Source organism: Chromobacterium sp. CV08 (genome assembly GCF_051129845.1).
Taxonomy (GTDB): domain Bacteria; phylum Pseudomonadota; class Gammaproteobacteria; order Burkholderiales; family Chromobacteriaceae; genus Chromobacterium.
In genome coordinates this window covers 4,521,344-4,542,697 of sequence record NZ_CP150453.1, presented here as the reverse complement: position 1 = coordinate 4,542,697, position 21,354 = coordinate 4,521,344, and the positions used below count along the sequence as shown (strand labels likewise).

Sequence of the window (21,354 nt, the reverse complement as noted above, 5' to 3'; positions counted from 1 at the left end):
GGTCATTTCCACGGGCGGTCGTAGGCGCCCAGCGTCTGCTGGCAGCCTTCGGCCACCCTGGACAGCGCCTGTTGCCATTCCGGCGACGGCCGGTAGCGTTCGCCGTCTCGTCCGGCGGCGTCCAGCGCCTGGCGCAGCGCGCGCGTCACCTGGGCGACATAGGCCGGACTGCGCTGGCGTCCTTCCACCTTGATCGCGGAAACGCCGATTGCCAGCAACTGCGGCAACACGGCCAGCACATTGAGGCTGGTCGGCTCCTCCAGCGCATAATAAGTGTCGCCCTGGACGTCGAAGCGGCCCTTGCACAGCGTCGGATAACCGGCGGGTTGATCGTGGTCGTAGCGGTCGATCAGGATGCCGGCCAGCCGCGCGTCCAGGCCGTCCGGGGTGTTGCGCCACTCGACGAACTTGGCCGGCGAGCAGACGCCGTGGCCGTTCGGCGATTCTCCGGTGGCGTAGCTGGACAGCAGGCAGCGTCCCTCGGCCATCACGCACAGGCTGCCGAAACCGAATACCTCGATCTCGACCGGGCTGTGCGCGATCACCTGGCGCACCTGTTCCAGTGTCAGCACCCGCGGCAGCACGGCGCGGCGGATGCCGAACTGTTCGTGCATCAGCCGGATGGCCTCGTGGCTGGTGGCCGAACCTTGCACCGACAGGTGCAGCCGCAGGCCGGGATGTCGGCGGCTGGCGTAGTCGAGCAGGCCGATATCGGCCAGGATGACCGCGTCGACGCCGAGATCGGCGGCCTGGTCCACCGCGCGCCGCCAGAGGGCGGTGTCGCCGCCCTGGGCGTAGGTATTGATCGCCAGCAGCACCTGCCGGCCGCGGTCGCGGGCGTAGCGTATGCCGACGCGGGCGGTGTGGTCGTCGAAATTGAGGCCGGCGAAGTTGCGGGCGTTGGTGTCGTTCTTCAGGCCGAAGTAGACGGTGTCGGCGCCGTTGTCGACGGCGGCCTTGAGCGCGGGCAGGCTGCCCGCCGGGCACACCAGTTCCGGCAATTGCTGTCTGGCTGGCATCGGAGGTCGGGGGGAATGTCAATGCGCAGACAGTAGCAGAGGGCGGCGAGGCGGCCATTGCGCTGGGTCAACGGGCCCGGCCAAGACGCGAGACGCTCAGCGCTCCGGCGCGCTCAGGCTCAGCACATTGGTTTCGCCCTGGCTGTCCACCCATCGCACGTCGACATTGGCGGTGCCGCTGGCGACGCTGCTGCGGCACTGGAAGCGCGCCAGCGTGCCGCTGGCGGCCGCCGGCGCGTAGCCGGCATGGTCGCACTCGCCGGCGGGACCGTGGTGGCGCTGCTCCAGCGCCGACTGCGCGAGATTGGTGGCGGTGTTGTAGTCGTTGGCGGCGAACTGGCTGTGCAGCAGCTCGGTCTGCAGTCCCAGCAGGCCGAGCACGCCGATTGCCAGCACCAGCAGGCTGATCATCATTTCCAGCAAGGTGAAGCCGGTCTGGCGTTCCATCAGCCGGCTCCGCTGTCCATCCAGCTGTACGGCAGCGGCGCCAGGCCGCGCGGCTGGCCGCCGTCTTGGTCGCCGGAGCCGCTGTCGGGATGGAAGGATTCGGGCAGCTCGCGCAGGTCTATCGTGGTGCTGCCTCCCCAGCGGTGAGGCTGTCCGCCGCCGCCCTGCAGCACCGCGCTGACGTAGCCGTGTATCGTGGTGGCGCCGGCCGAGAACAGCATATTGCCGGCCCAGACGTTGCCGTAGACCTTGGTGGACACGCCCAGCGTGATGTTGCCGCCCTGGAAGCGGCCGCCGACGTAGCCGCCGGCCAGCAGCACGGCGTTGCCTATCGGCCGCGGCTTGAACAGGCCCTGCCGGCAGTAGTCTTCCGGATACAGGGTGGGGAAGCCGGCGTTGTTGCAGACGCCGACGAGGCCGGCGTAGTTGACGGCATAGCTCTCGTGCTGGCCGCTGGTCGAGATATTGCCGCTGGCGATGAAGCTGTTGTGGTAGCTGCCGTTGCCGACTTCCAGGTCGCCGTCGAACCACAGCACGCCCGGCGCCATCGTCGTGCCGCCCAGTTTCCACAGGCCGGGCCGGCTGCCGGCGAAGCAGTCGTTCTGCGGCGAATAGCCGTGGCAGATGGGCTGCGCCGGCTCGCCGCGGTGGCAACGGCCCTGGCTGTCGGTATCGCGGCACAGATAGTTGGCCTGCTGGCCGTCCGGCGACAGCCCAAGCCGATAGACGCCGTCGTTCAGGCCGTGGATCTTGCGCACGACGACTTCGATCCGGCCGGCGGCGTCGCGTCGGAACAGGTAATGGGCCTCGCCGCGGTAGTCGTAGGCGTCGATGCGAGGCCGTTTCACCTGGACCCGAGGCACCGGCTCCAGCCGCAGTTTCAGCTGCGGGTCTATCGCGATGCGCATGTCGGGATTGCCGCGATTGTAGCTGGTGCGCCCTCCGACGACGCCGCTGACCGGCGCGCCCCAGCCCTCGATGTCGACATCGCGCTCGGCGTTCAGCCTGGCCATGCCGCCCATCTGGCGGACGCGCACCGAGCCCTCGGTGTAGAGCTCGCCGAATCGGGCGCCGCCCATCGCGATGTCGACGTCGCCCTTGACCTCGGCCCGCGCCACCGCAGGATCGGCGCCGGGACTGCTGAGGAAGGCCGCCTTGCCGTTGACCCGCGCCAGACTGGAGATGGAGGCGTCGCCGCGCAGCGTCAGATCGCCGACCGCCTTGACCGTCTTGTAGCTGCCGTTGGCCAGCTCGATATTGCCGTTGGCGTGCAGCACGGCTATGGCCTGCGGACCGCTGACGACGATGTCGCTGGTGCTCTGCAGCGTGGCGATGCCGGAGATCGAGCCGCTGAGCGTCACCTTGCCGTCCACCGTCATGTCCACCGGCTTGCCGCTGAGCAGATTGACCGAACCGCCGAGGTCCAGATCGCCGACGATGGACAGCGCCTCGGGGCTGGCGTCGCCGCCGGAGGCCGGGCGGAAGGCGCGTCGCACCGTCACTTCGTGGCCGTCGAACAGGCCGGTGCTCAGCAGGACGATCGGGTCGCCGGCCTGCTTCGCGGGCAACTGCTGAAGCCGGTAATGTCGCTTCGGGTCGGTCGGCGGCAGCGGCAGGCCCGCGGTCAGCGCCCGCTCGCCTTGCCTCAGCCCCTCCTCGGCGTAGTTCAGCGCCTGGTGGTAGCGGTGCTGGTTCTGTGCGTTGGCGTGGGCCAGCACCAGCTGGCGCGAGGCCGCCAGCAGTACCAGGCTGGCGATGGTCAGCAGGGTCAGCACCGCGAACAGCGTGGCCAGGCCGCGGGAACGGCGCGGCGCGTTCATGGCGGGGACTCCACCGTCGGCCGGTTGCGCAGCGTGACCAGCGCATGGATGTCGACGCGTTCGTCGGCAGCGCCGGCCTGCGTCCGCGCCGCGACCTCCAGCTCGATGGCGCCGCCGTCGGCATTGCGGCTGAAGCGCAGCGACTGGACGTCGCCGATGCCGGCTTGGCTGAGATTGTTCCAGCGCGCGTCGTCGGCGTCGCAGCGCCAGTCGGCCGGTTCCGCTTCCAGCCGCTGGATCTCGCCGCGGCCGGCGCCGTCGCGGCTCAGGCGGAAGGCGAAGTGGCGCGGGAGGCCGGGCTTGCCGCCCGGCGGCGTGTCGTAGCCGTAGCGCAGGCAGCGGCCGTTCTGTTCGATGTAGATGCGGCCGTAGGGATTGGCGGCCGGATCGCCGCTACCGTTCCAGTAGCCGGCCCGGCGCAGCTCCATCGCCATCAGCGACAGCGCGCCGTCCAGCATTTCCCCCAGCTGGGCCTGGCGCCGCTCGCGGGCCTGGCTTTCCAGCAGGCCGACCAGCAGGCCGGAGACGGCCAGCAGCAACAGCAGGCCTATGGTCATGCCCACCAGGAGTTCCAGCAGGCTGACGCCGTGCTGCGCCTTCATGGGCAGTTGCCCGCGGTGGAGACGAGCAGGCCGGTGGCCAGCAGCGTCAGTTGAGCCGAGCGGCAGCCGGCGCGCGCCAGGTGCAGATCCAGCTGTTTCAGCGGCTGGCGGGACGCGTCCTGGGGCATGCCTCTGAGCGGCGAGAAGGCCAGTCGCTGCGGCAGCGGAGGGCTGGACGACAGCGAGATGCCGGCATGCTGCTCGCTGCCTAGGCAGCGCAGGTCGCGGGCCGGGTCGCAGCCCGGACCGTTCTCCTGTTCCGATATCTTCATCCACCAGCCGCCGCCGTTCTGACCGAACTCGACCCAGATCCGCTTCTGGCGGGTCGTGGCGGCCTTGCGCGCCAGCGTCAGGCCGTAGCGGATGTCGTCCAGCGCGCCCTGCAATTGCTGGCGCGCGATCCAGTTGCCCAGCGCCGGCAGCGCCAGCGTCATCGTCAGGGCCGCCAGCGAGAGCACTACGGCGAGCTCGATCAGCGTCAGGCCGCGCTGGCGATGCCTCATCGCTTGCCCCAGCAAGGCAGCGGTTCCTGCGTCACCGTGTGTTGGCGCTGGGTCAGCGTGATGGTCCGGCACTCCGAGTCGCCGGATTGGGCGCCGCCTGCGACGGCGGTGGCGCGGATGAAATAGCTGGAGGCCGGCTGGCCGCCGCTGGGGATGCCGGTTTCCAGCCGGTAATAGCCTTGGCGGCTGATGCCGCCGGCGAACGGCGTCTGCAGATCGCCCAGGCCCGCGGCGTAGCCGGCGTGGAAACCGCGGTAGCGCAGTTCCGCCTGCTGCAGCTGGTACAGGGCGTCCAGCGCGTCGCTGCGGCGGCCGCGCTGCATATAGCCCTGGTAGCTCGGGAGGGCGATGCCGACGACGATGGCGACCAGCGCCAGCGCGATCAACAGTTCCAGCAAGGAAAATCCGGCGCGGGATCGGAGGGAGGCGGGAAGATCGCGAATCATCTGGCGGCGGACTCCGGGGACGGGAACGGGATCAGGGGCTGCATCGCGCGTCCCTACTGTGTCCTAGAAGCCCCGGCCGGCGCAGTCAAGCCGGCGGCTCGGATCAGGGCAGCGGCAGCACGGCCTTGGTCTTGGCCACCAGCACGATGTAGAACACCGTGGCCAGCGCGGCGAGAAAGGCCAGCAGCCGATGCCGCGGCGTGGCGCCGCGCAGCGCGATGCGGCCCAGCGCGACATAGGCGACGAGGCCGGCGATCTTGGCCAGCAGCCACGGGCTTTGCAGTATCGGCCAGCCGCCGATCACCACCAGCGCGATCGCGCAGGCCAGCAGCAGCGTGTCTATCACGTGCGGCAGGATGCGCAGCGGCTTGTTCTGCAGCAGATGGCCGCGGCCGCCCAGTACCAGCGCGCCTCGGGCGGCGAACAGCAGGATGGACAGATAGGCGAAGCCCATGTGGGCGTGCTTGACGATCAGGTATGGGTACATGGCGGGTCGATCGGTGAGGCGCGCGGCGCGCCGATGCCGGCCATGGTACACGGCGCGGGCTGCGTTTTGTAGCGAGCGCGGAGGCGGAAACGTGAGATGTCGATGGCATGGCGGCATTGAATGACATCGGCGCGAATCCGGCATTGACGGGAGTCAATCGCCGCCGGTTCGCCGGGCGGCGGCCGCGCGATGCTACAATCCGGCCATATCCGCATCCGGGCGCGCGCACACCATCCCATGCTGTTTCTCTATCAATCCAACCGTCTCGAGCAACTGGGCGAGCTGTTCTGCGGCATGACGCAGGCGATGCCGCTGGCCGATCCGTTCGCGGCGGAGACCGTGATCGTGCAGAGTCGGGGCATGGGGCGCTGGATCACGCTGGACGTCGCGCGCAAGGCCGGCGTGGCCGCCAATATCGACTTCGCGCTGCCGGCCGCCTTCGCCTGGCGGCTGATGCAGAAAGTGATGCCGGAGCTGCCGCGCAAATCGGCCTTCGTGCCCGAGGTGCTGGCCTGGCGGCTGCTGGCGCTGCTGCCGACGCTGTCGGGCGAGCCGTTCGGCCCGGTGATCCATTATCTCGAAGGCGGCGAGGCCGCGGCTTTCGAGCTGGCCGGCAAGATCGCCGACATCTTTGACCAATACCTGGTGTTCCGGCCGGACTGGATACGCGCCTGGGAGGCCGGCGAACTGCTTGGCCTGGGCGACGACGAGGTCTGGCAGGCGGCGTTGTGGCGGCGGCTGGCCGAGAGCGATCCCGGCCGGCACCGCGTGCGGATGCTGGATCAGTTCTTCGCCGATCTGAGGCCGGAGCACCTGCCGCCCCGGGTGACGCTGTTCGGCATCGCGTCGCTGGCGCCGATGTACCTGGCGCTGGTCAAGCGGCTCTCCGAGCTGACCGACGTCTGCCTGTTCACGCTGAACCCCTGCGAAGCGTATTGGGGCGACATCGTCGACGCGCGCCGCAAGCTGAAGCTCAGGCAGGCCGGCGACCTGTTCGCCAGCGAGGGCCACCCGCTGCTGGCGTCGCTGGGCAAGCAGGGGCGCGACTTCTTCGAACTGATCGCCGAGGACGCCGAGCTGGACGCCAGGCCGCTGTTCGCGGCGCCCGGCGGCGACAGTCTGCTCGCCCGGCTGCAGCGCGACATCCTGGAGCTCAACGATCCGTCGCAGCTGCCGCGCGCCTACGATCCGGACGACGACTCGGTCGAGGTGCACGCCTGCCACGGTCCGATGCGCGAGCTGGAGGCGCTGAAGGACAGGCTGCTGGCGATGTTCGCCTCCGATCCCAAGCTCAGCCCGGCCGACGTGGCGGTGCTGACGCCGGACATCAACCGCTACGCGCCGTATATCGACGCGGTGTTCGGCCGTCGCGACGACGCGCCCAACATCCCGTACAGCATCGCCGACCGGCGCGTCGAGCGCGAGCAGCCGCTGCTGGCCACCTACGCCGCCGTCCTGAAGCTGGCCGATTCCCGCTTCGCCGCCGACGAGGTGCTGGCGCTGCTGGATTGTCCGGCGCTGCTGGCCCGATTCGACCTGGCCGACGCCGATCTCGCCTTCGTCCAGGACTGGGTGCGCGTGGCCGGCATACGCTGGGGACGGAACGCGGCGCACAAGGCGGCGCTGGGCCTGCCGGCCGAGGCCGCCTACACCTGGCGTTGGGGACTGGATCGGCTGCTCCTGGGCACCGTGTTGCCGCCGGCGCTGGCCGGGGACGACGCGGGCCTGTTCGCCGGTCTGCTGCCGCATACCGCGGCCCAGGGCCAACTGGGCGAGACGCTGGCGCGCTTCGCCGCGTTCTACGATGCGCTGGACGCGCTGGCCGACGAATGGGCGCGGCCGGCGTCGCCGCAGGATTGGGCGCGGCGCTTCCTTCAGGCCGGCGAGCGCTTGTTCCTGGCCGACGGCGACGACGAGGCGGCGCTGGAGCTGCTGCGCGAGGCCTTCGCCGAGCTGGCCGGGGACGCCGGACTGGCCGGCTTCGACCGGCCGGTGGGCCTGGCCGTGGTCCGGGATTGGCTGCTGCGCAAGCTGTCGCTGTCGTCGGCCCAGGGCTTCCTGTCCGGCGGCGTGACCTTCTGCGCGATGGTGCCGATGCGCTCGATACCGTTCAAGACGCTATGCCTGGTCGGCATGAACGACGGCGCCTACCCGCGCGACGAGAGGCCGGTCAGCTTCGATCTGGTGGCGCGCAATCCGCGCCGCGGCGACCGCTCGCGCCGCTTCGACGACCGTTATCTGTTCCTGGAGGCCATCCTGTCGGCGCGGGGCCGCCTGTATCTGTCCTATGTCGGCCAGTCGGCGCGCAGCGGCGAGCCGCTGCCGCCGTCGCCGCTGGTGTCGGAGCTGCTGGACACGCTGTCGGCGATGTGCGGCGAGGACATGGCGGCGCGGCTGACGCTGCGCCATCCGCTGCAGCCGTTCTCGCCCAGCGCCTTCGACGGCGGCGACGCGCGGCTGGCCAGCTTCGAGCCGGTCTTCGCCGCCGCGCTGGCCGCGCCGCCGGCGGAGCCGGCGCCGTTCGTCGCGCCGCTGCCGGACGAGGCGACGGCGACGGTGGTCAATCTGCACGATTTCATCCGCTTCTGGCAGAACCCTGCGCGGGCCTGGCTGGCCGATCGGCTGGCGCTGCGCGTCGCCTACAACGGGGACGCGCAGCCGGCGCGCGAGCCGTTCGCGATGGAGCGCGACGCCAGCCAGGCGCTGCGCCGCCAGCTGGTGGAGGCGATGCTGCACCGCAAGCCGTCGGCGCCGGCGCGGGAGCGGGCCGCGGCGGCCGGCCTGCTGCCTTGCGGGGAGCTGGGCCGGGCTTGGCTGCAGGAGGAGGGGCGGGCCAGCGTGCGGCTGGCCGGTCGGCTGCCGCGCGCGCTGGGCGAGGAAGCGCTGCCGCCGCGGCCGGTGCACCTGGACATCGCCGGCTTCACGCTGGTCGGCGAGCTGTACGGCCTGCGGCCCGAGGGCCGGCTGGACTTCATCGTCGGCAAGATGAACGCCGCCCAGCGCGTCGCGCTGTGGCTGAACCACCTGATCCTGTGCGCGGCGAGGCCGGCCGGCGTCGTCCCGCACAGCGCCTGCTACGACGACACCGGCAGCACGCTGCTCCACGAGGAGATCGACGCCGCCGGCCTGCTGGCGCCGTGGCTGGTCCGCTGGCGCCAGGGCCAGGCGCAGCCGCTGCCGTTCTTCGGCCGCACCAGCTGGGCTTATGCCGAGGCGTTGGCGAAGGCGCCCGAGAACCGAGAAAAGGCCTTGGCCGCCGCCTGGCAGAAATGGGAGCCCAATTTCATCCAGGGCGACGGCATCGCGCAGAAAGACGAGCCGGCGATCGCGCTGGCCTTCCGCCACCAGTCGCCGTTGGACGATCCGCTGTTCGCCCAGCTGGCGGAAACGCTGCTGCTGCCGCTGGCCGAACGCTTGCAGGGGGGCGAGGCATGACGGCGCCGCAAGCGCTGGACGCGCTGAACTGCCCGTTGTCGGGCGTCAATCTGATCGAGGCCTCGGCCGGCACCGGCAAGACCTGGACCATCGCCGCGCTGTTCGCCCGGCTGTTGCTGGAGGAGCGCGACGGCGCGCCGCCGCCGTCCATCGAACAGATACTGGTGGTCACCTATACCAAGGCCGCCACCGCCGAGCTGCGCGAGCGGCTGCGCCGCCGCCTGGGCGAGATGCTGGCCTTGCTGGACGGCAAGGCCGGCGGAGACGACTTCCTGCTGGCGCTGGCCGCCCGCTTTCCGCCGGGGCCGGCGCGCGAGGTGGCTCGCCAGCGGCTGACCGCCGCGGTCAACGGCTTCGACGCCGCCGCCATCTACACGATACATGGCTTCTGCCAGCGGGTATTGACCGACGCGGCCTTCGAGAGCGGACAGACCTTCCAGGCCGAACTGGTCGAGGACGACGCGGCCCGCCTCGCCGAAATCGTCGACGATTTCTGGCGCCGGCGCATCGTCGCCGAGCCGCTGCTGGCCCAGGTGCTGGTGGAGAGGCGGGAAACGCCGGACGCCTGGCTGGCCGAAATCCGCCCCTATCTGTCCAAGCCCTATCTGAAGCTGCGCGCGCCGGACGCCATCCGGCTGGAGACCGCGCAGCGGCTGGCCTTCGAGCGCTGGCAGGCTCTTTCCGGCGAGCCGGAGCTGCTCGAGGAGGGGCTGGAGCGCTTCCTCGCCCATCACGGCTTCAAGGCCAATGTCTACCGGCCGGACACGATGGCGCGCATCGCCGGCAATCTGCGCGGCTGGCTGGCTTTGCCGGACGCGTTGCCGGAGCTGGACAGCGACAGCCGCAAGCTGTTGGACAAGCTGAGGCCGGAGGCGCTGGCCAAGGGCATGAAGAAGGGCTTCGACGCGCCGGCCCACCCGCTGTTCGAACGGATCGAGGCCTGGCTTGCGGCCTGGGACGTCTATATGGACCAGGTCGCCCACTCGCTGGCCGGGCTGAAGCTGGAGCTGATCGCCTGGGCCAACGAGGAGTTGGCGCGGCGCCGCGGCGTCGAGCGCAGCCGCGGCTTCGACGATCTGCTGACCGATCTGGGCGCGGCGCTGGACCATCCGGAAACCGGCCCGATGCTGGCGGCGCAGGTGGCCGACAGTTTCTCGGTGGCCCTGATCGACGAGTTCCAGGACACCGATCCGACGCAATACCGGATCTTCCGTCGCTGCTTCGTCGAGGAGGCCCGGCCGGTCTTCCTGGTCGGCGATCCCAAGCAGGCGATCTACAGCTTCCGCGGCGCCGACATTTTCGCCTACCTGGCCGCCCGGCACGACGCCGAGCGCCAGTACACGCTGGACACCAACCGCCGCTCCGACGAACCGTTGGTCGCCACCGTCAACGCGCTGTTCGGCCGCGAGCTGCCCTTCCTGCTCGACGGCATCGCCTATCAGCCGGTGGCGGCGAGCCCGTCGTCCGGCGGTCGGCTGGACGTCGACGACGACCGCGCGCCGTTCAACGCGCAGTGGATCGCGGCCGGAGAAAAGGAATTGAGCAAGGAGGCCGCCGAACAGGCGGCGGCGGAAGCCTGCGCCGACGAGATCGCCCGCTTGCTGACGCTGGCGGCCGAGGACCGCGCCGCCATCGTCAAGGGCGAGGTTCGCCGGGCGCTGGCAGGCGGCGATGTCGCTGTGCTGGTGGCCACCCACAGCCAGGGCGATCGCGTGAGGAGCGAGTTGCGCGCGCGCGGCGTGGCCAGCGTGGCGCTGACCCAGGAGAGCGTGTTCGCCAGCAGAGAGGCCGGCGAGATGCTGGCCTTGCTGCACGCCTGGGCCGAACCGGCGAACGAGGGCAGGCTCCGACGCGCGCTGGCCACCGAGCTGGCCGGCCTCGACGCCGCGCAGATCAAGACGGAGCTGGAAGACGAGGCGCGTTGGGAACGGCAGCTGTTGAAGAACGCCGACGATCACCAGCGCTGGCGCGAGCGCGGCTTCATGGCCACCTGGCGGCACTGGTTCGCGCGCGAACGGGCGGCGGAGCGGCTGTTGCCGCTGCCGGACGGCGAGCGGAGGCTGACCAATCTCGGCCATCTGGCCGAATTGATCCAGCAGGAGAGCGAGGGGCGCCAGGGCATGGCGCCGCTGCTGTCGTGGTTTGCCGCCCGCGTCGCCGATCCGCCGCGCGGCGAGGACGCGTCGCTGAGGCTGGAGAGCGATGCCGCCCTGGTCAAGATCGTCACCGTTCATACCGCCAAGGGCCTGCAGTATCCGGTGGTGTTCTGCCCTTTCTTGTGGAATGGCGCTCTGGAACGGCGCGGCGCCGGCTTCTGGAGCTACCACGACGGCGACGAGCCGTGGCTGGCGCCGGAGGCGGCCGCCGACGACGGCGTCCGGCAGGCGGCCAGGAGCGAGATGCTGGCCGAGAAGCTGCGGTTGCTGTACGTCGCGCTGACCCGCGCCCAATACCGCCAGTACATCGCCTGGGGCTGGGTGAGGGAGTTGAAGACCGCCGCGCTGTCCTGGCTGCTGCACGCGCCGGGCGCGCGCGATCTGGCGGCGTTGGAGGCGCTGGAGCTGGACGGCGGGATGGTGGCGGCGCAGTTGCGGGCCTTTCTCGACGGGCGGGGAGAGGCGGCGCGCTGGCTGGACGGCGACGGCAGGCAGGCGCTGGCCGGCGGCCGCGGCGAAGGCCGCGCCTACGCCGCGCGGCCGTTCGAGCGCAAGCTGTTCACGCCGTGGAAGATCGCCAGCTTCACCTCGCTGACCCACGACGCCGGCAGCCATCTGGCCGAGGCCCCCGATTACGACCGCGTGGCCAGGCCGGCCGAGGTCGAGCCGGCGGCGGAGCCGCTGCGCGACCGCTTCCGCTTCCCGCGCGGCGCCAAGGCCGGCATCTGCCTGCACGAGATATTCGAGAACATCAGTTTCGGCGCCGGCGACGACGCTGTCCGCGCGGCGGTGGCGGAGGCGCTGGAGCGGCACGGTTTCGGCGCCGAATGGCTGGACGCCGGCTGCGAGCTGATCGCATCGACCTTGCGCGCCGAAATCGCCCCCGGCGCGCGCCTGTGCGACGTCGCCGACGGCAAGCGGCTGATAGAGCTGGAATTCACGCTGCCGGTGAAGAGGCTGGACGTGGCGGCGCTGATCGCCGTGCTGCAAAAGCCGGAGCACGGTCTGGCCGAGCCGTTCCGGCGGGCCGCCGGCGAGCTCGATTTCGCCAGCGTGCAGGGCTTCCTGAAAGGCTTCGTCGACCTGGTTTGCGAGGCGGGCGGCCGATTCTACCTGATCGACTACAAGTCCAATCACCTGGGCGACGACTACGACGACTATCGCGAGGACGGTCTGCTGCGGGCGGTGGCGCGCGAGCATTATTATCTGCAGTACCTGATCTACCTGGTGGCGCTGCGGCGTTATTTCGCCGCGCGCGGCGCCGATTGGGAAGGCCGCTTCGGCGGCGTGCGCTATCTGTTCCTGCGCGGCATGGGCGAGGCCGGCTGCGGCGTGTGGGCCGACATGCCTGCGCCGGCGCTGCTGGACGCGCTGGACGCGCTGCTGGACGGCCGCGGAACCAAGCGCGGCACTGGTAGTTCTACTCAGTGATGGCGACCGGGGACTGCAACTAAGCTAAGCAATGGATAGGGATGCTAGACATGTTTGAATCCGCCGAAATCGGGCACCGCATAGACAAAGACACTTTTCGCAAGATGATGCCGGCGCTGCGCGAGGCATTGCTTGACGTTCAGTACGATTTGAAGGAGAAGGCGGATTTTCCGGTCTTGATCCTGATCCATGGTTTCGACGGCGCCGGCCGCGGCGAGACGATGAATCTGATCAACGAATGGCTGGACCCGCGGCTGATCCACACCGTAGCCTTCGCCGACGCCAACGACGAGGCGCGCGCGCGGCCGTGGATGTGGCGCTACTGGCGCGAACTGCCGGCCAAGGGCCGGATCGGCATGTTCTTCGGCTCCTACTATTCCGATACCTTGTTCGACCGGGTGTTCAACCGCAGCGACCGCGACGCCTTCGACCGGCAGATCTTCGACATCCTGCGCTTCGAGCGGATGCTGACGCTGGACGGCGCGGTCGTGCTGAAATTCTGGTTCCATCTGAGCCGCGACAAGCAGAAGCAGCGGCTGAAGACGCTGGAGCAGGATCCGGCCACCAGCTGGCGGGTCAGCAAGACGGACTGGGAGCACTACGAGCGCTACGACAAGATACGCAAGTACGGCGAGCACATGCTGAGGCTGACCAATACCTCGCATGCGCCGTGGATAGTCATAGACGGCGAGGACGCCAACTACCGCAACCTGACGGTGGCCAACACCATACTGGAGGCGATACGCAGCCGCATCGGCCAGCCTGCGTCGTCGCCGGACAGGGTGGAGGCGCCGCCGCTGCTGGCCCCGATAGACAACAAGCTGGTGCTGGACACGCTGCAGCTGGAGCGGAAGCTGGACAAGGACGACTACCGGAAAAAGCTGGAGCAGCTGCAGGGCAGGCTGAACACGCTGACGCGGGATCCGCGCTTTGCCCGCCACTCGCTGGTGCTGGTGTTCGAGGGCAACGACGCCGCCGGCAAGGGCGGCAGCATACGCCGGATCACCCAGGCGCTGGACGCCCGCCGCTACCGGGTGGTGCCGGTGGCGGCGCCGAGCGAGGAGGAAAAGGCCAAGCCGTGGCTGTGGCGCTTCTGGCGCCATGTGCCGGGCAAGGGCGGCACCACCGTCTTCGATCGCAGCTGGTACGGCCGGGTACTGGTGGAGAGGGTGGAGGGCTTCGCGCCGGAGGCCGACTGGATGCGCGCCTATTACGAGATCAACGATTTCGAGCACCAACTGACCGAAAACGGCGCCATCGTGCTGAAATTCTGGCTGGCGATCAGCAAGGACGAGCAGCTGGCGCGCTTCAAGGCGCGCGAAGAGACCGGCTTCAAGCGTTTCAAGATCACCGATGAGGACTGGCGCAACCGCGACAAATGGGAACTGTACCGCCAGGCAGTCAGCGATATGGTCGACCGCACCAGCACCAGCAAGGTGCCCTGGACGCTGGTGGAGGCCAACAACAAATATTTTGCGCGCATCAAGATACTGTCCACGATCTGCGACGCGCTGGAGGCGAGACTGGGTGAATAGGCTGTTGTGCGGGCTGTTGCTGCTGCTGGGCGTGGCCGCCGGCGTTCCGGCGCTGGCGCAGGATGCGCTGCGAGCCGGCGTGGCCAACGATACCAGCGAACCGCTGCGCCAGGCCGCCGAGGGCGGGCTGCTGCAGGCCTACCGGGACGCGCTGGCGCTGATCACCCGGCAGAGCGGCATCCGCTTCCAGCTCGACTATTATCCGACCCAGCGGCTGGAGCAGCTGTTCCAACTGGGGCGGCTGGACGTCGAGGTCGGCGTCAATCCCGGCTGGCGCGCGCTGTCGCCGGTGGCGGGCTTCTACACCCAGCCTGTCGGCGAGGTCGAGTTCCGGCTGTGCCTGCCGCCGGGACGCGGCCGCGTCCCGACGCCGCTGGCCGACATGAAGGGCTGGACCATAGGCATGCTGAGCGGCCAGCGATATCCGCTGCTGGCGCCTGCCTTCCAGTCGCAGCGCTTGAAGCGCGACACCTCGGCCAACGAGGAGGAATTGCTGGACAAGCTGCGCCAGGGCCAGGTGCAGGCGGTGGTGCTGGAGCGCGGCCGCGCGCAATACTGGAACCGGCGTCCCGAGGGCAGCCGCTGCCTGCCGGGCGATTCGGTCGGCAGTCTGCCGGTGATGCTGAGGCTGCATCCCCAGCACCGCGAGCTGCTGCCCAGATTGAATCAGGCCATCCAGGCGCTGGCCGGCCAGGGCCGGTTGAAACCGCTGTTCGCCGGGCGCGATTGAGCGCCGGCGCGTTTCCCATTTCCGGATGCCTTCATGAGTTTCGCTCCCCCATTATTGCCCGATCAGCTGGTCCGGCTGTTCGCCCGCCTGGCGCCCGATGCCGATGACACGGTGCTGGCCCTGGTCGGAGAGCTGGGCCGCGCCAATCTGGCCGGCCATGTCTGCCTGCCGCTGGCGCACCGGCCCGAGAGCCGGGCATTGCGCGGCAGCGCCCTGGTCGGCGCGCCCGGCGAATACGCGCCGCTGATCCTGGATGAGGCCGGCCGCCTGTACTTCGCCCGCCACTGGCACGACGAGGACAGGCTGGCCCGAGGGCTGGCCCGGCTGGCCGAGCCGCTGCCGCCTCCGGACGAGACGGCGCTGGCCGCTTGGCTGGCGCGGCTCTTCCCCGGCGGCGCCGAGGCCGGGCCTGACCGGCAGAAACTGGCGGCGGCGCTGGCGGCGCGGCAGCGGCTGATGGTGATTTCCGGCGGTCCCGGCACCGGCAAGACCACCACCGTGGTGCGTCTGCTGGCCTTGCTGGCGGCCGCATCGCCGCGTCCGCTGGTGATGGCGATGGCGGCGCCGACCGGCAAGGCCGCGGCGCGGCTGTCCGAGTCGGTGAGGGCGGCGCGCGAGCGGCTGGACGTGGACGAATCGGTGCGGCGCCAACTGCCGGCGAAGGCCGAAACGCTGCACCGCCTGCTCGGCCTGAGGCCCGGCGCCGGGCAGCCGCGCCATCACGACGGCAATCCGCTGCCGCTGGATGTGCTGGTGGTGGACGAGGCGTCGATGATAGATCTGGCGATGATGGCCAATACGGTGGCGGCCCTGCCGTCGCAGGCGCGGCTGGTGCTGCTGGGCGATCGCGACCAGCTGTCGTCGGTCGAGGCCGGCGCGGTGCTGGGAGAGTTGTGCGCCCGCATCGGCTACCGCGACGACACCTTGGGCTGGCTGGCGCGGGTGGCGGGGGGGACGCTGCCGCAGGACGGCGTCGACGGCGGCGCGCTGACCGATTGCGTGGCGCTGCTGACGCGCAGCCACCGCTTCGGCGCCGATTCCGGCATCGGCGAGCTGGCGAGGCGCGTCAACGGCGGCGACGGCGCGGCCTCGCTGCGGTTGCTGCAGGACGACGGCTGGGCCGACATCGGCCTGCGGGACGCGGCCGACGACGACGCGCTGCTGGCGATGCGCGCCGAATACCTGCAGACGGTGGCCGCCGGCGCCGGGCCGGACGAGGTGCAGCGGGCATTCGCCGCCTTCATGCTGCTGGCCGCCGAGCGGCGCCAGGTGGCCGATTGCAACCGCCGCATCGAGCGCCGGCTGGAAGAGCGTGGCGTCAAGCAGCCGGGTCGGGACTGGTATCCGGGACGGCCGGTGATGATAGGCGAGAACGATTACGGCCTGGGGCTGTTCAACGGCGACATCGGCTTCGCCTTGCAGCGGCCGGCCGGGCTGAGGGTGCTGTTCCCGTCCGACGACGGAGGCTGGCGTGAATTCGCGCCGGGCCGGCTGCCGGCCCACGACACGGTATTCGCGATGACCGTTCACAAGAGCCAGGGCTCGGAGTACGACGAGGTATGGCTGCAATTGCCGCCGCAGGCGGGGGGATTGCTGAACCGGGCCTTGCTGTACACCGCCGTCACCCGCGCGCGAACGCGCTTTGCCGCGATCGGCGCCGGCGAGGTCTGGCTGGACGGGGTGGGGCTGGCGCCGCGGCGGGATTCGGGCCTGGCCGACCGCCTGCGCTGAGCCGGCAGCAGACAGAATGCAACACTTGCCGGCTTTGTGCGGGCAACGATTAGTCAAGCGCCGACAGACGTCCTAATATGCAGCCTTCCCGGTAAAACGCAGGGGGAGTGGTCATGCTGGTGGATGCCGTACTGGGCTATCTCGACAAGGTCAGCCGTTTCGACGCGCGACCGTTCACGCCGCTGTTCATCGGCGGCGAAAGAATGGGTTGCGTCAATGGGGAGTGGAAGGAGCGCTTGCTGCGGCACGAGGCGGCGCTGTTCGAGGAGAACTTCCAGGGCCTGCTCTGCCGGCTGGGCGGCAGCTATCGCAGCATCAGCCACGGTCTGGCGCAGGCGGCGCGCCGCTGGCAGCAGGCCGGCTGGCTCAATGGCTGGCGCAACGAGAACTTCACCGCCTTCCGCAGCGACGGCTCCCCGTATTTCGAACTGGAGCGCGCCGCGTTCCGGCCGCTGGGCCTGACCAGCCGCGCCGTCCACGTCAACGGCCTGTGCAGGATGGCGGATGGAGAGGTCCGGATGTGGGTCGGCCGGCGCAGCCCGCACAAGGCGGTGGACCCCAATCGCATGGACAATCTGGTCGGCGGCGGCGTCGCCGCCGGCGAGACGCTGGCGCTGGCGCTGGAGCGCGAGGCGTGGGAGGAGGCCGGCGTCGCCCGCGAACGGCTCGGCGATGCGAGGCCGGTCGCGCTGCTGTTGGCGCAGCGGCCGGTCGCGCGGGGCCTGCACCGCGAATGGCTGTGCGTCTACGACTTGTGGCTGGAGCCGGGCGCGCAGCCGCGCTGTCAGGATGGCGAGGTGGCCGAGCATCTGCTGCTGCCGCTGGCCGAGGTGGAGCGGCTGCTGGTGGCCGAGCGCTTCATGATAGACGCCGCGCTGGTCTGTCTGGACGCGCTGTGCCGGCTGGGCTACTGGGGCGCGCGCAATCGGCAGGTGGCCGACGCGCTGGCGCGGGTGCGCCACGATCTGGCGGCCGACACGGCGCTGCCGGCTTGAAATCGCCATTTCCAAAGCCCCGACCCGCCCGAACCGGCGGGTTTTTTCTTGTCCGCGCCGCGTTCGTCATGCTTTTTACTCATTCATTACTGCATTTAAGATGATTCCTAGATTTTCAATCCTTGCTTGAATTGCCGGGATTTTTCATCGATTGTCGACAAAATTCAGTCGAATGCTCGCAAAATCATGATGGTGGCAGCGCGCAGTTAAACTCATGTAGAATCGGATGGAGGACATGCATTTAGTATAAAAACTCCAAACAACGCCGTTTTAGCTAGAGTCAACAATAATGTATCGGTTGAAACTGATTTCTCCGGATTTCGGCATCGACGACAGGGGACCGCTGCACCCGACGCAGGAACAGGCGCGGCGGGCGGCGGAGCTGATGCTGCACGTCTACAAGGGGCGGCTGCGCGCCGAGGTGCACAAGGTGGACGTCAAGGCGCGCACCTCGGAAAAACTGGAAGAGGTCTACATCCGGGTCGAGCCGGCCTAGAGCGGTTTGCGGACGCCATGCCGCCGATATCCAGTCGTCCATCTTTTTGACGAAGATGAGCGAAGAGCAACTTTCCCATTGCGGACAAGCGCAGGATAGGCTACCGTCATCGCTCCCCTAACCCCCAATCTGAAACCTCCCGGTTTCGGAAAACGGAGCGATCTTTATGTTTTCCTGGTTCGAACGCCGGGTTTCCCCCTATCCCGACGCGCCCGCCGCCCAGCCGCCGCAGGGCTTCTTCTCCTTCATCTGGTTCTGTACCGCAGGCATGCGCGGATTGATACTGTGCATGACGCTGCTGACCGCCACCATAGGCGCGTTCGAAGCCCTGCTGTTCTCGATGCTCGGCTCGGTGGTCGACTGGCTGTCCAAGACGCCGGCCGACCTGCTGTGGCAGCGCGAGCGCGGCCACCTGCTGCTGCTGGCCGGCATCCTGCTGGGCAGCATCGTGCTGGTGGCCTTGCAGGCGATGAGCAAGTATCAGGGCCTGTTTTCCAACTTTCCGATGCGGCTGCGCTGGAACTTCCACCGCCATCTATTGGGCCAGAGCCTGAGTTTCTATCAGGACGAGTTCGCCGGGCGGGTGTCCGCCAAGGTGATGCAGACCGCGCTGGCGGTGCGCGACACCGTGCTGATCGTCACCGACATCCTGGTCTTCGTCGTCATCTACTTCGTCACGATGATCGCGGTGCTCGGCCATTTCGACCGTTTCCTGCTGCTGCCCTTCCTCGGCTGGCTGGCGTTCTACATCGCCACGCTGTGCTTCTTCGTGCCCAGGCTGGGCAAGGCCGCCACGCTGCAGGCCGACGCGCGCAGCCTGATGACGGGCCGCATCACCGACGCCTACACCAATATCGCCACCGTCAAGCTGTTCTCGCACGGCCAGCGAGAGGCGCGCTTCGCCAAGGGCGCGATGCAGGAGTTCCTCAGCACCGCCTACCGCCAGATGCGCCTGGTCAGCGGCTTCGAAGTCGTCAACCAGTTCAGCAGCATGCTGTTGATAGGCGTCACCGCCGGCGCTTCGCTGTGGCTGTGGAGCCGAGGCGAGGTCGGCGTCGGCGCGGTGGCGGCGTCCACCGCGATGGCGCTGCGGCTGAACGGCATCTCGCACTGGATCATGTGGGAGATGTCCAGCCTGTTCGAGAACATCGGCACGGTGCAGGACGGCATCACCACGCTGTCGCGCAAGGTGGCGGTGGTCGACAGGCCGGACGCGGCCAGGCTGGAAGTGCCGCGCGGCGAGATCCGCTTCGACAACGTCGATTTCGCCTACGGCGGCGACAAGAACGTGATCGCCGGCCTGAATCTGACGATACGCCCGGGCGAGAAGATCGGCCTGGTCGGCCGCTCCGGCGCCGGCAAGTCCACCATCGTCAATCTGTTGCTGCGCTTCTACGACCTGGACGGCGGCCGCATCCTGATCGACGGCCAGGACATCGCCGGCGTGACCCAGGACAGCCTGCGGGCCAAGGTCGGCATGGTGACGCAGGATACCTCGCTGCTGCACCGCTCTGTGCGCGACAATCTGCTGTACGGGCGTCCGGACGCCGGGGACGAGGACATGGTCGCGGCCGCGCGCCGCGCCGAGGCCGACGATTTCATCCGCACGCTGACCGACCCCAAGGGCAGGACCGGCTACGACGCCCATGTCGGCGAGCGCGGCGTCAAGCTGTCCGGCGGCCAGCGCCAGCGCGTGGCCATCGCGCGGGTGATGCTGAAGGACGCGCCTATCCTGTTGCTGGACGAGGCCACCAGCGCGCTGGATTCCGAGGTGGAGGCGGCGATCCAGCGCAGCCTGTACCGCTTGATGGAAGGCAAGACCGTGGTGGCGATCGCCCACCGCTTGTCGACGATAGCCGCGATGGACAGGCTGATCGTGCTGGACCGCGGCCAGATCGTCGAGGAGGGCAGCCACCAGCAGCTGCTGGCGCAGGGCGGCTTGTACGCCCGGCTGTGGGCGCACCAGAGCGGAGGCTTCCTCGGCGAGGAGGACGACGACGAGAACGAAGGCCTGTCGCTGATGGGCTGAGCAGGACGGACCCCGCCCAGGCGGGGTTTTTTATTGCCGGGCGGCGCAAGGGCGCGGCTCCTGCATCGCCGCCGCCGTTCATCGCCTATCATCCGATTAGCGCGTCGACATGGCCGCATGGACGGCGCCGTCGCGCCGGTGTGGCAGAACGGCATCATGTAATTAGGCCAAAAGCACTGCCCGAATGATCTATATCAAATTTGATGCGTAAAAAAACGCTGTCGGCGAGGGCCTGCCGCCAGGGCGGAGCCTGTCTCTGGCTCGAACGGGAAGTTTTCCGGTTTGCCGGAAAAAGGGAAATTCAATGGGAAACGTGGGAGAAAAAACAAAAGGCCTGAGGCAATATGCCGTCAAGCCTTTGATTTTGTTGGCGCACCCGACAGGGATCGAACCTGTGACCTTCAGCTTCGGAAACTGACACTCTATCCAACTGAGCTACGGGTGCGCTGTGAATTTCAATCAAGTGGACGCATCATACAGCAAAAAACTAATCCGAGTCCAGGGTATGGTTTTTTGCCTTGCAAACATGCATCCCTTATAATCGACGGGTTTTAATTGTCATTATTTTCAGGCGAGGCTCGGGATGAGTAATGAGAACGCAATGGCCCCTGGCCAGATCGTGAAGGTTCTGGTCGGCATCGTTGTCTTTCTTGTCGTGGCGATTTGGCTGCTGGCCAAGCTCGCCACCAGTGGTTTCAATGTGGATGCCGAAGTGATGACCAAGGAGGCGGTGGCCTCCCGCCTGAAGCCGGTCGGCGAAGCCAAGGCCAGCGACGCGCCGCCGGGCATGCGCACCGGCGAACAGGTATACAAGGCGATCTGCATCTCCTGTCACGGCACCGGCCTGGCGGGCTCTCCCAAGTTCGGCGACGCCGGCGCCTGGGGGCCGCGTATCGCCAAGGGTTGGGACACCCTGGTCGACCACGCCTTGCACGGCTTCAACGCGATGCCGGCCAAGGGCGGTTCGCCTGACATGAGCGACGACGAAGTCAAGCGCGCGGTCGCCTATATGGGCAACGCCGGCGGCGCCAAGTTCACCGAGCCGCCGGTCGGCGGCGCCGGCGGCGCGGCGGCGGCGGCCGATCCGGCGGTGGTCGGCAAGAAGATCTACGAGAGCGTGTGCGTGGCCTGCCACGCGGCCGGCGTCGCCGGCGCGCCGAAGTTCGGCGACAAGGCCGCCTGGGCGGCGCGACTGAAGCCGGGGATGGACGAGGTGGTGAAGATCGCCACCAAGGGCCTGAACGCGATGCCGCCGAAGGGCGGCTATACCGGCAGCGATGCCGAATTCCGCGCCGCGATCGAATATATGGTCAACAATTCCAAGTAAGCCTCAGATCGAACAAAAACACCCCGCGACAGCGGGGTGTTTTCATTTCGGGATTTGCCTTGAAATGTCAATTAACGTGACCGGTTAAAAAGGACAGGTGGCGGCAGGCCGCGTTTACGGCATCATAGGCACATCTGATTGACCGGTAGGCGGCTCAAGCTTATC

At 68.6% G+C, this 21,354-nt stretch carries 16 protein-coding genes and 1 tRNA gene; 9 read left to right on the top strand and 8 right to left on the bottom strand.

Annotated features, from left to right (window positions below):
* Positions 1-2 precede the first annotated feature (2 nt).
* The 7 genes from ubiU to WNM05_RS20615 form a co-directional block, all read right to left on the bottom strand.
* Complete coding sequence (ubiU, locus tag WNM05_RS20645) at positions 3-1,019, bottom strand: ubiquinone anaerobic biosynthesis protein UbiU (RefSeq protein ID WP_434630495.1); 1,017 nt, start codon at positions 1,017-1,019, stop codon at positions 3-5.
* A 96-nt stretch (positions 1,020-1,115) separates the two neighbouring features.
* Positions 1,116-1,466 (bottom strand): type IV pilus modification PilV family protein, encoded by a 351-nt coding sequence (locus WNM05_RS20640; protein WP_434630492.1) that lies wholly within the window; start codon positions 1,464-1,466, stop codon positions 1,116-1,118.
* Positions 1,466-3,286 (bottom strand): hypothetical protein, encoded by a 1,821-nt coding sequence (locus WNM05_RS20635; protein WP_434630490.1) that lies wholly within the window; start codon positions 3,284-3,286, stop codon positions 1,466-1,468. The genes WNM05_RS20640 and WNM05_RS20635 overlap by 1 nt, the downstream gene beginning before the upstream one ends.
* Positions 3,283-3,888 (bottom strand): PulJ/GspJ family protein, encoded by a 606-nt coding sequence (locus tag WNM05_RS20630; protein WP_434630488.1) that lies wholly within the window; start codon positions 3,886-3,888, stop codon positions 3,283-3,285. Before WNM05_RS20630 ends, WNM05_RS20635 begins: the two co-directional genes overlap by 4 nt.
* A complete protein-coding gene (locus WNM05_RS20625; protein WP_434630486.1) occupies positions 3,885-4,391 on the bottom strand; it encodes a GspH/FimT family pseudopilin in 507 nt (168 codons plus the stop codon). The genes WNM05_RS20630 and WNM05_RS20625 overlap by 4 nt, the downstream gene beginning before the upstream one ends.
* Positions 4,388-4,837, bottom strand: a complete 450-nt coding sequence (locus tag WNM05_RS20620) for a type IV pilin protein (protein ID WP_434630484.1) — start codon at positions 4,835-4,837, stop codon at positions 4,388-4,390. Before WNM05_RS20620 ends, WNM05_RS20625 begins: the two co-directional genes overlap by 4 nt.
* Before the next feature lie 103 nt (positions 4,838-4,940).
* The gene (locus WNM05_RS20615) at positions 4,941-5,324 is read right to left on the bottom strand and encodes a SirB2 family protein (RefSeq protein WP_434630482.1); all 384 of its coding nucleotides are present in this window, start codon (positions 5,322-5,324) and stop codon (positions 4,941-4,943) included.
* 237 nt (positions 5,325-5,561) lie between these two features.
* Between WNM05_RS20615 and recC the strand changes: the two genes are divergently transcribed.
* From recC to WNM05_RS20575, 8 genes are all read left to right on the top strand, one after another.
* The gene (gene recC / locus WNM05_RS20610) at positions 5,562-8,759 is read left to right on the top strand and encodes an exodeoxyribonuclease V subunit gamma (RefSeq protein ID WP_434630480.1); all 3,198 of its coding nucleotides are present in this window, start codon (positions 5,562-5,564) and stop codon (positions 8,757-8,759) included.
* Positions 8,756-12,346 (top strand): exodeoxyribonuclease V subunit beta, encoded by a 3,591-nt coding sequence (gene recB / locus WNM05_RS20605; protein ID WP_434630478.1) that lies wholly within the window; start codon positions 8,756-8,758, stop codon positions 12,344-12,346. Before recC ends, recB begins: the two co-directional genes overlap by 4 nt.
* Before the next feature lie 50 nt (positions 12,347-12,396).
* On the top strand, positions 12,397-13,881 hold the full coding sequence (pap, locus tag WNM05_RS20600) for a polyphosphate:AMP phosphotransferase (protein ID WP_434630476.1): 1,485 nt from the start codon (positions 12,397-12,399) through the stop codon (positions 13,879-13,881).
* Positions 13,874-14,611 (top strand): substrate-binding periplasmic protein, encoded by a 738-nt coding sequence (locus WNM05_RS20595; RefSeq protein ID WP_434630474.1) that lies wholly within the window; start codon positions 13,874-13,876, stop codon positions 14,609-14,611. Before pap ends, WNM05_RS20595 begins: the two co-directional genes overlap by 8 nt.
* Before the next feature lie 33 nt (positions 14,612-14,644).
* Positions 14,645-16,342 carry an exodeoxyribonuclease V subunit alpha gene (recD, locus tag WNM05_RS20590; protein WP_434630472.1) on the top strand — a complete coding sequence of 566 codons (1,698 nt, stop codon included), beginning with the start codon at positions 14,645-14,647 and terminating at the stop codon, positions 16,340-16,342.
* 113 nt (positions 16,343-16,455) lie between these two features.
* Complete coding sequence (locus WNM05_RS20585) at positions 16,456-17,337, top strand: NUDIX hydrolase (RefSeq protein WP_434630471.1); 882 nt, start codon at positions 16,456-16,458, stop codon at positions 17,335-17,337.
* Positions 17,338-17,626: 289 nt separating this feature from the next.
* The gene (locus WNM05_RS20580) at positions 17,627-17,833 is read left to right on the top strand and encodes a hypothetical protein (protein WP_434630469.1); all 207 of its coding nucleotides are present in this window, start codon (positions 17,627-17,629) and stop codon (positions 17,831-17,833) included.
* Between the two features lie 166 nt (positions 17,834-17,999).
* On the top strand, positions 18,000-19,862 hold the full coding sequence (locus WNM05_RS20575; protein WP_434630466.1) for an ABC transporter ATP-binding protein: 1,863 nt from the start codon (positions 18,000-18,002) through the stop codon (positions 19,860-19,862).
* 368 nt (positions 19,863-20,230) lie between these two features.
* On the opposite strand, the gene WNM05_RS20570 is transcribed toward WNM05_RS20575, so the two are convergent.
* A tRNA-Arg gene (locus WNM05_RS20570) sits at positions 20,231-20,307 on the bottom strand.
* Positions 20,308-20,463: 156 nt separating this feature from the next.
* Here WNM05_RS20570 and WNM05_RS20565 point away from each other — a divergent pair.
* Entirely contained in the window at positions 20,464-21,189 is a 726-nt protein-coding gene (locus WNM05_RS20565) for a c-type cytochrome (protein WP_434630464.1), read from the top strand.
* The last annotated feature ends 165 nt before the right edge of the window (positions 21,190-21,354 follow it).

Bases quoted from the DNA above. Each gene is read 5' to 3' on its own strand.
- ubiU (WP_434630495.1), bottom strand. From the start codon at position 1,019: ATGCCAGCCAGACAGCAATTGCCGGAACTGGTGTGCCCGGCGGGCAGC.
- WNM05_RS20640 (WP_434630492.1), bottom strand. From the start codon at position 1,466: ATGGAACGCCAGACCGGCTTCACCTTGCTGGAAATGATGATCAGCCTG.
- WNM05_RS20635 (WP_434630490.1), bottom strand. From the start codon at position 3,286: ATGAACGCGCCGCGCCGTTCCCGCGGCCTGGCCACGCTGTTCGCGGTG.
- WNM05_RS20630 (WP_434630488.1), bottom strand. From the start codon at position 3,888: ATGAAGGCGCAGCACGGCGTCAGCCTGCTGGAACTCCTGGTGGGCATG.
- WNM05_RS20625 (WP_434630486.1), bottom strand. From the start codon at position 4,391: ATGAGGCATCGCCAGCGCGGCCTGACGCTGATCGAGCTCGCCGTAGTG.
- WNM05_RS20620 (WP_434630484.1), bottom strand. From the start codon at position 4,837: ATGATTCGCGATCTTCCCGCCTCCCTCCGATCCCGCGCCGGATTTTCC.
- WNM05_RS20615 (WP_434630482.1), bottom strand. From the start codon at position 5,324: ATGTACCCATACCTGATCGTCAAGCACGCCCACATGGGCTTCGCCTAT.
- recC (WP_434630480.1), top strand. From the start codon at position 5,562: ATGCTGTTTCTCTATCAATCCAACCGTCTCGAGCAACTGGGCGAGCTG.
- recB (WP_434630478.1), top strand. From the start codon at position 8,756: ATGACGGCGCCGCAAGCGCTGGACGCGCTGAACTGCCCGTTGTCGGGC.
- pap (WP_434630476.1), top strand. From the start codon at position 12,397: ATGTTTGAATCCGCCGAAATCGGGCACCGCATAGACAAAGACACTTTT.
- recD (WP_434630472.1), top strand. From the start codon at position 14,645: ATGAGTTTCGCTCCCCCATTATTGCCCGATCAGCTGGTCCGGCTGTTC.
- WNM05_RS20585 (WP_434630471.1), top strand. From the start codon at position 16,456: ATGCTGGTGGATGCCGTACTGGGCTATCTCGACAAGGTCAGCCGTTTC.
- WNM05_RS20580 (WP_434630469.1), top strand. From the start codon at position 17,627: ATGTATCGGTTGAAACTGATTTCTCCGGATTTCGGCATCGACGACAGG.
- WNM05_RS20575 (WP_434630466.1), top strand. From the start codon at position 18,000: ATGTTTTCCTGGTTCGAACGCCGGGTTTCCCCCTATCCCGACGCGCCC.
- WNM05_RS20565 (WP_434630464.1), top strand. From the start codon at position 20,464: ATGGCCCCTGGCCAGATCGTGAAGGTTCTGGTCGGCATCGTTGTCTTT.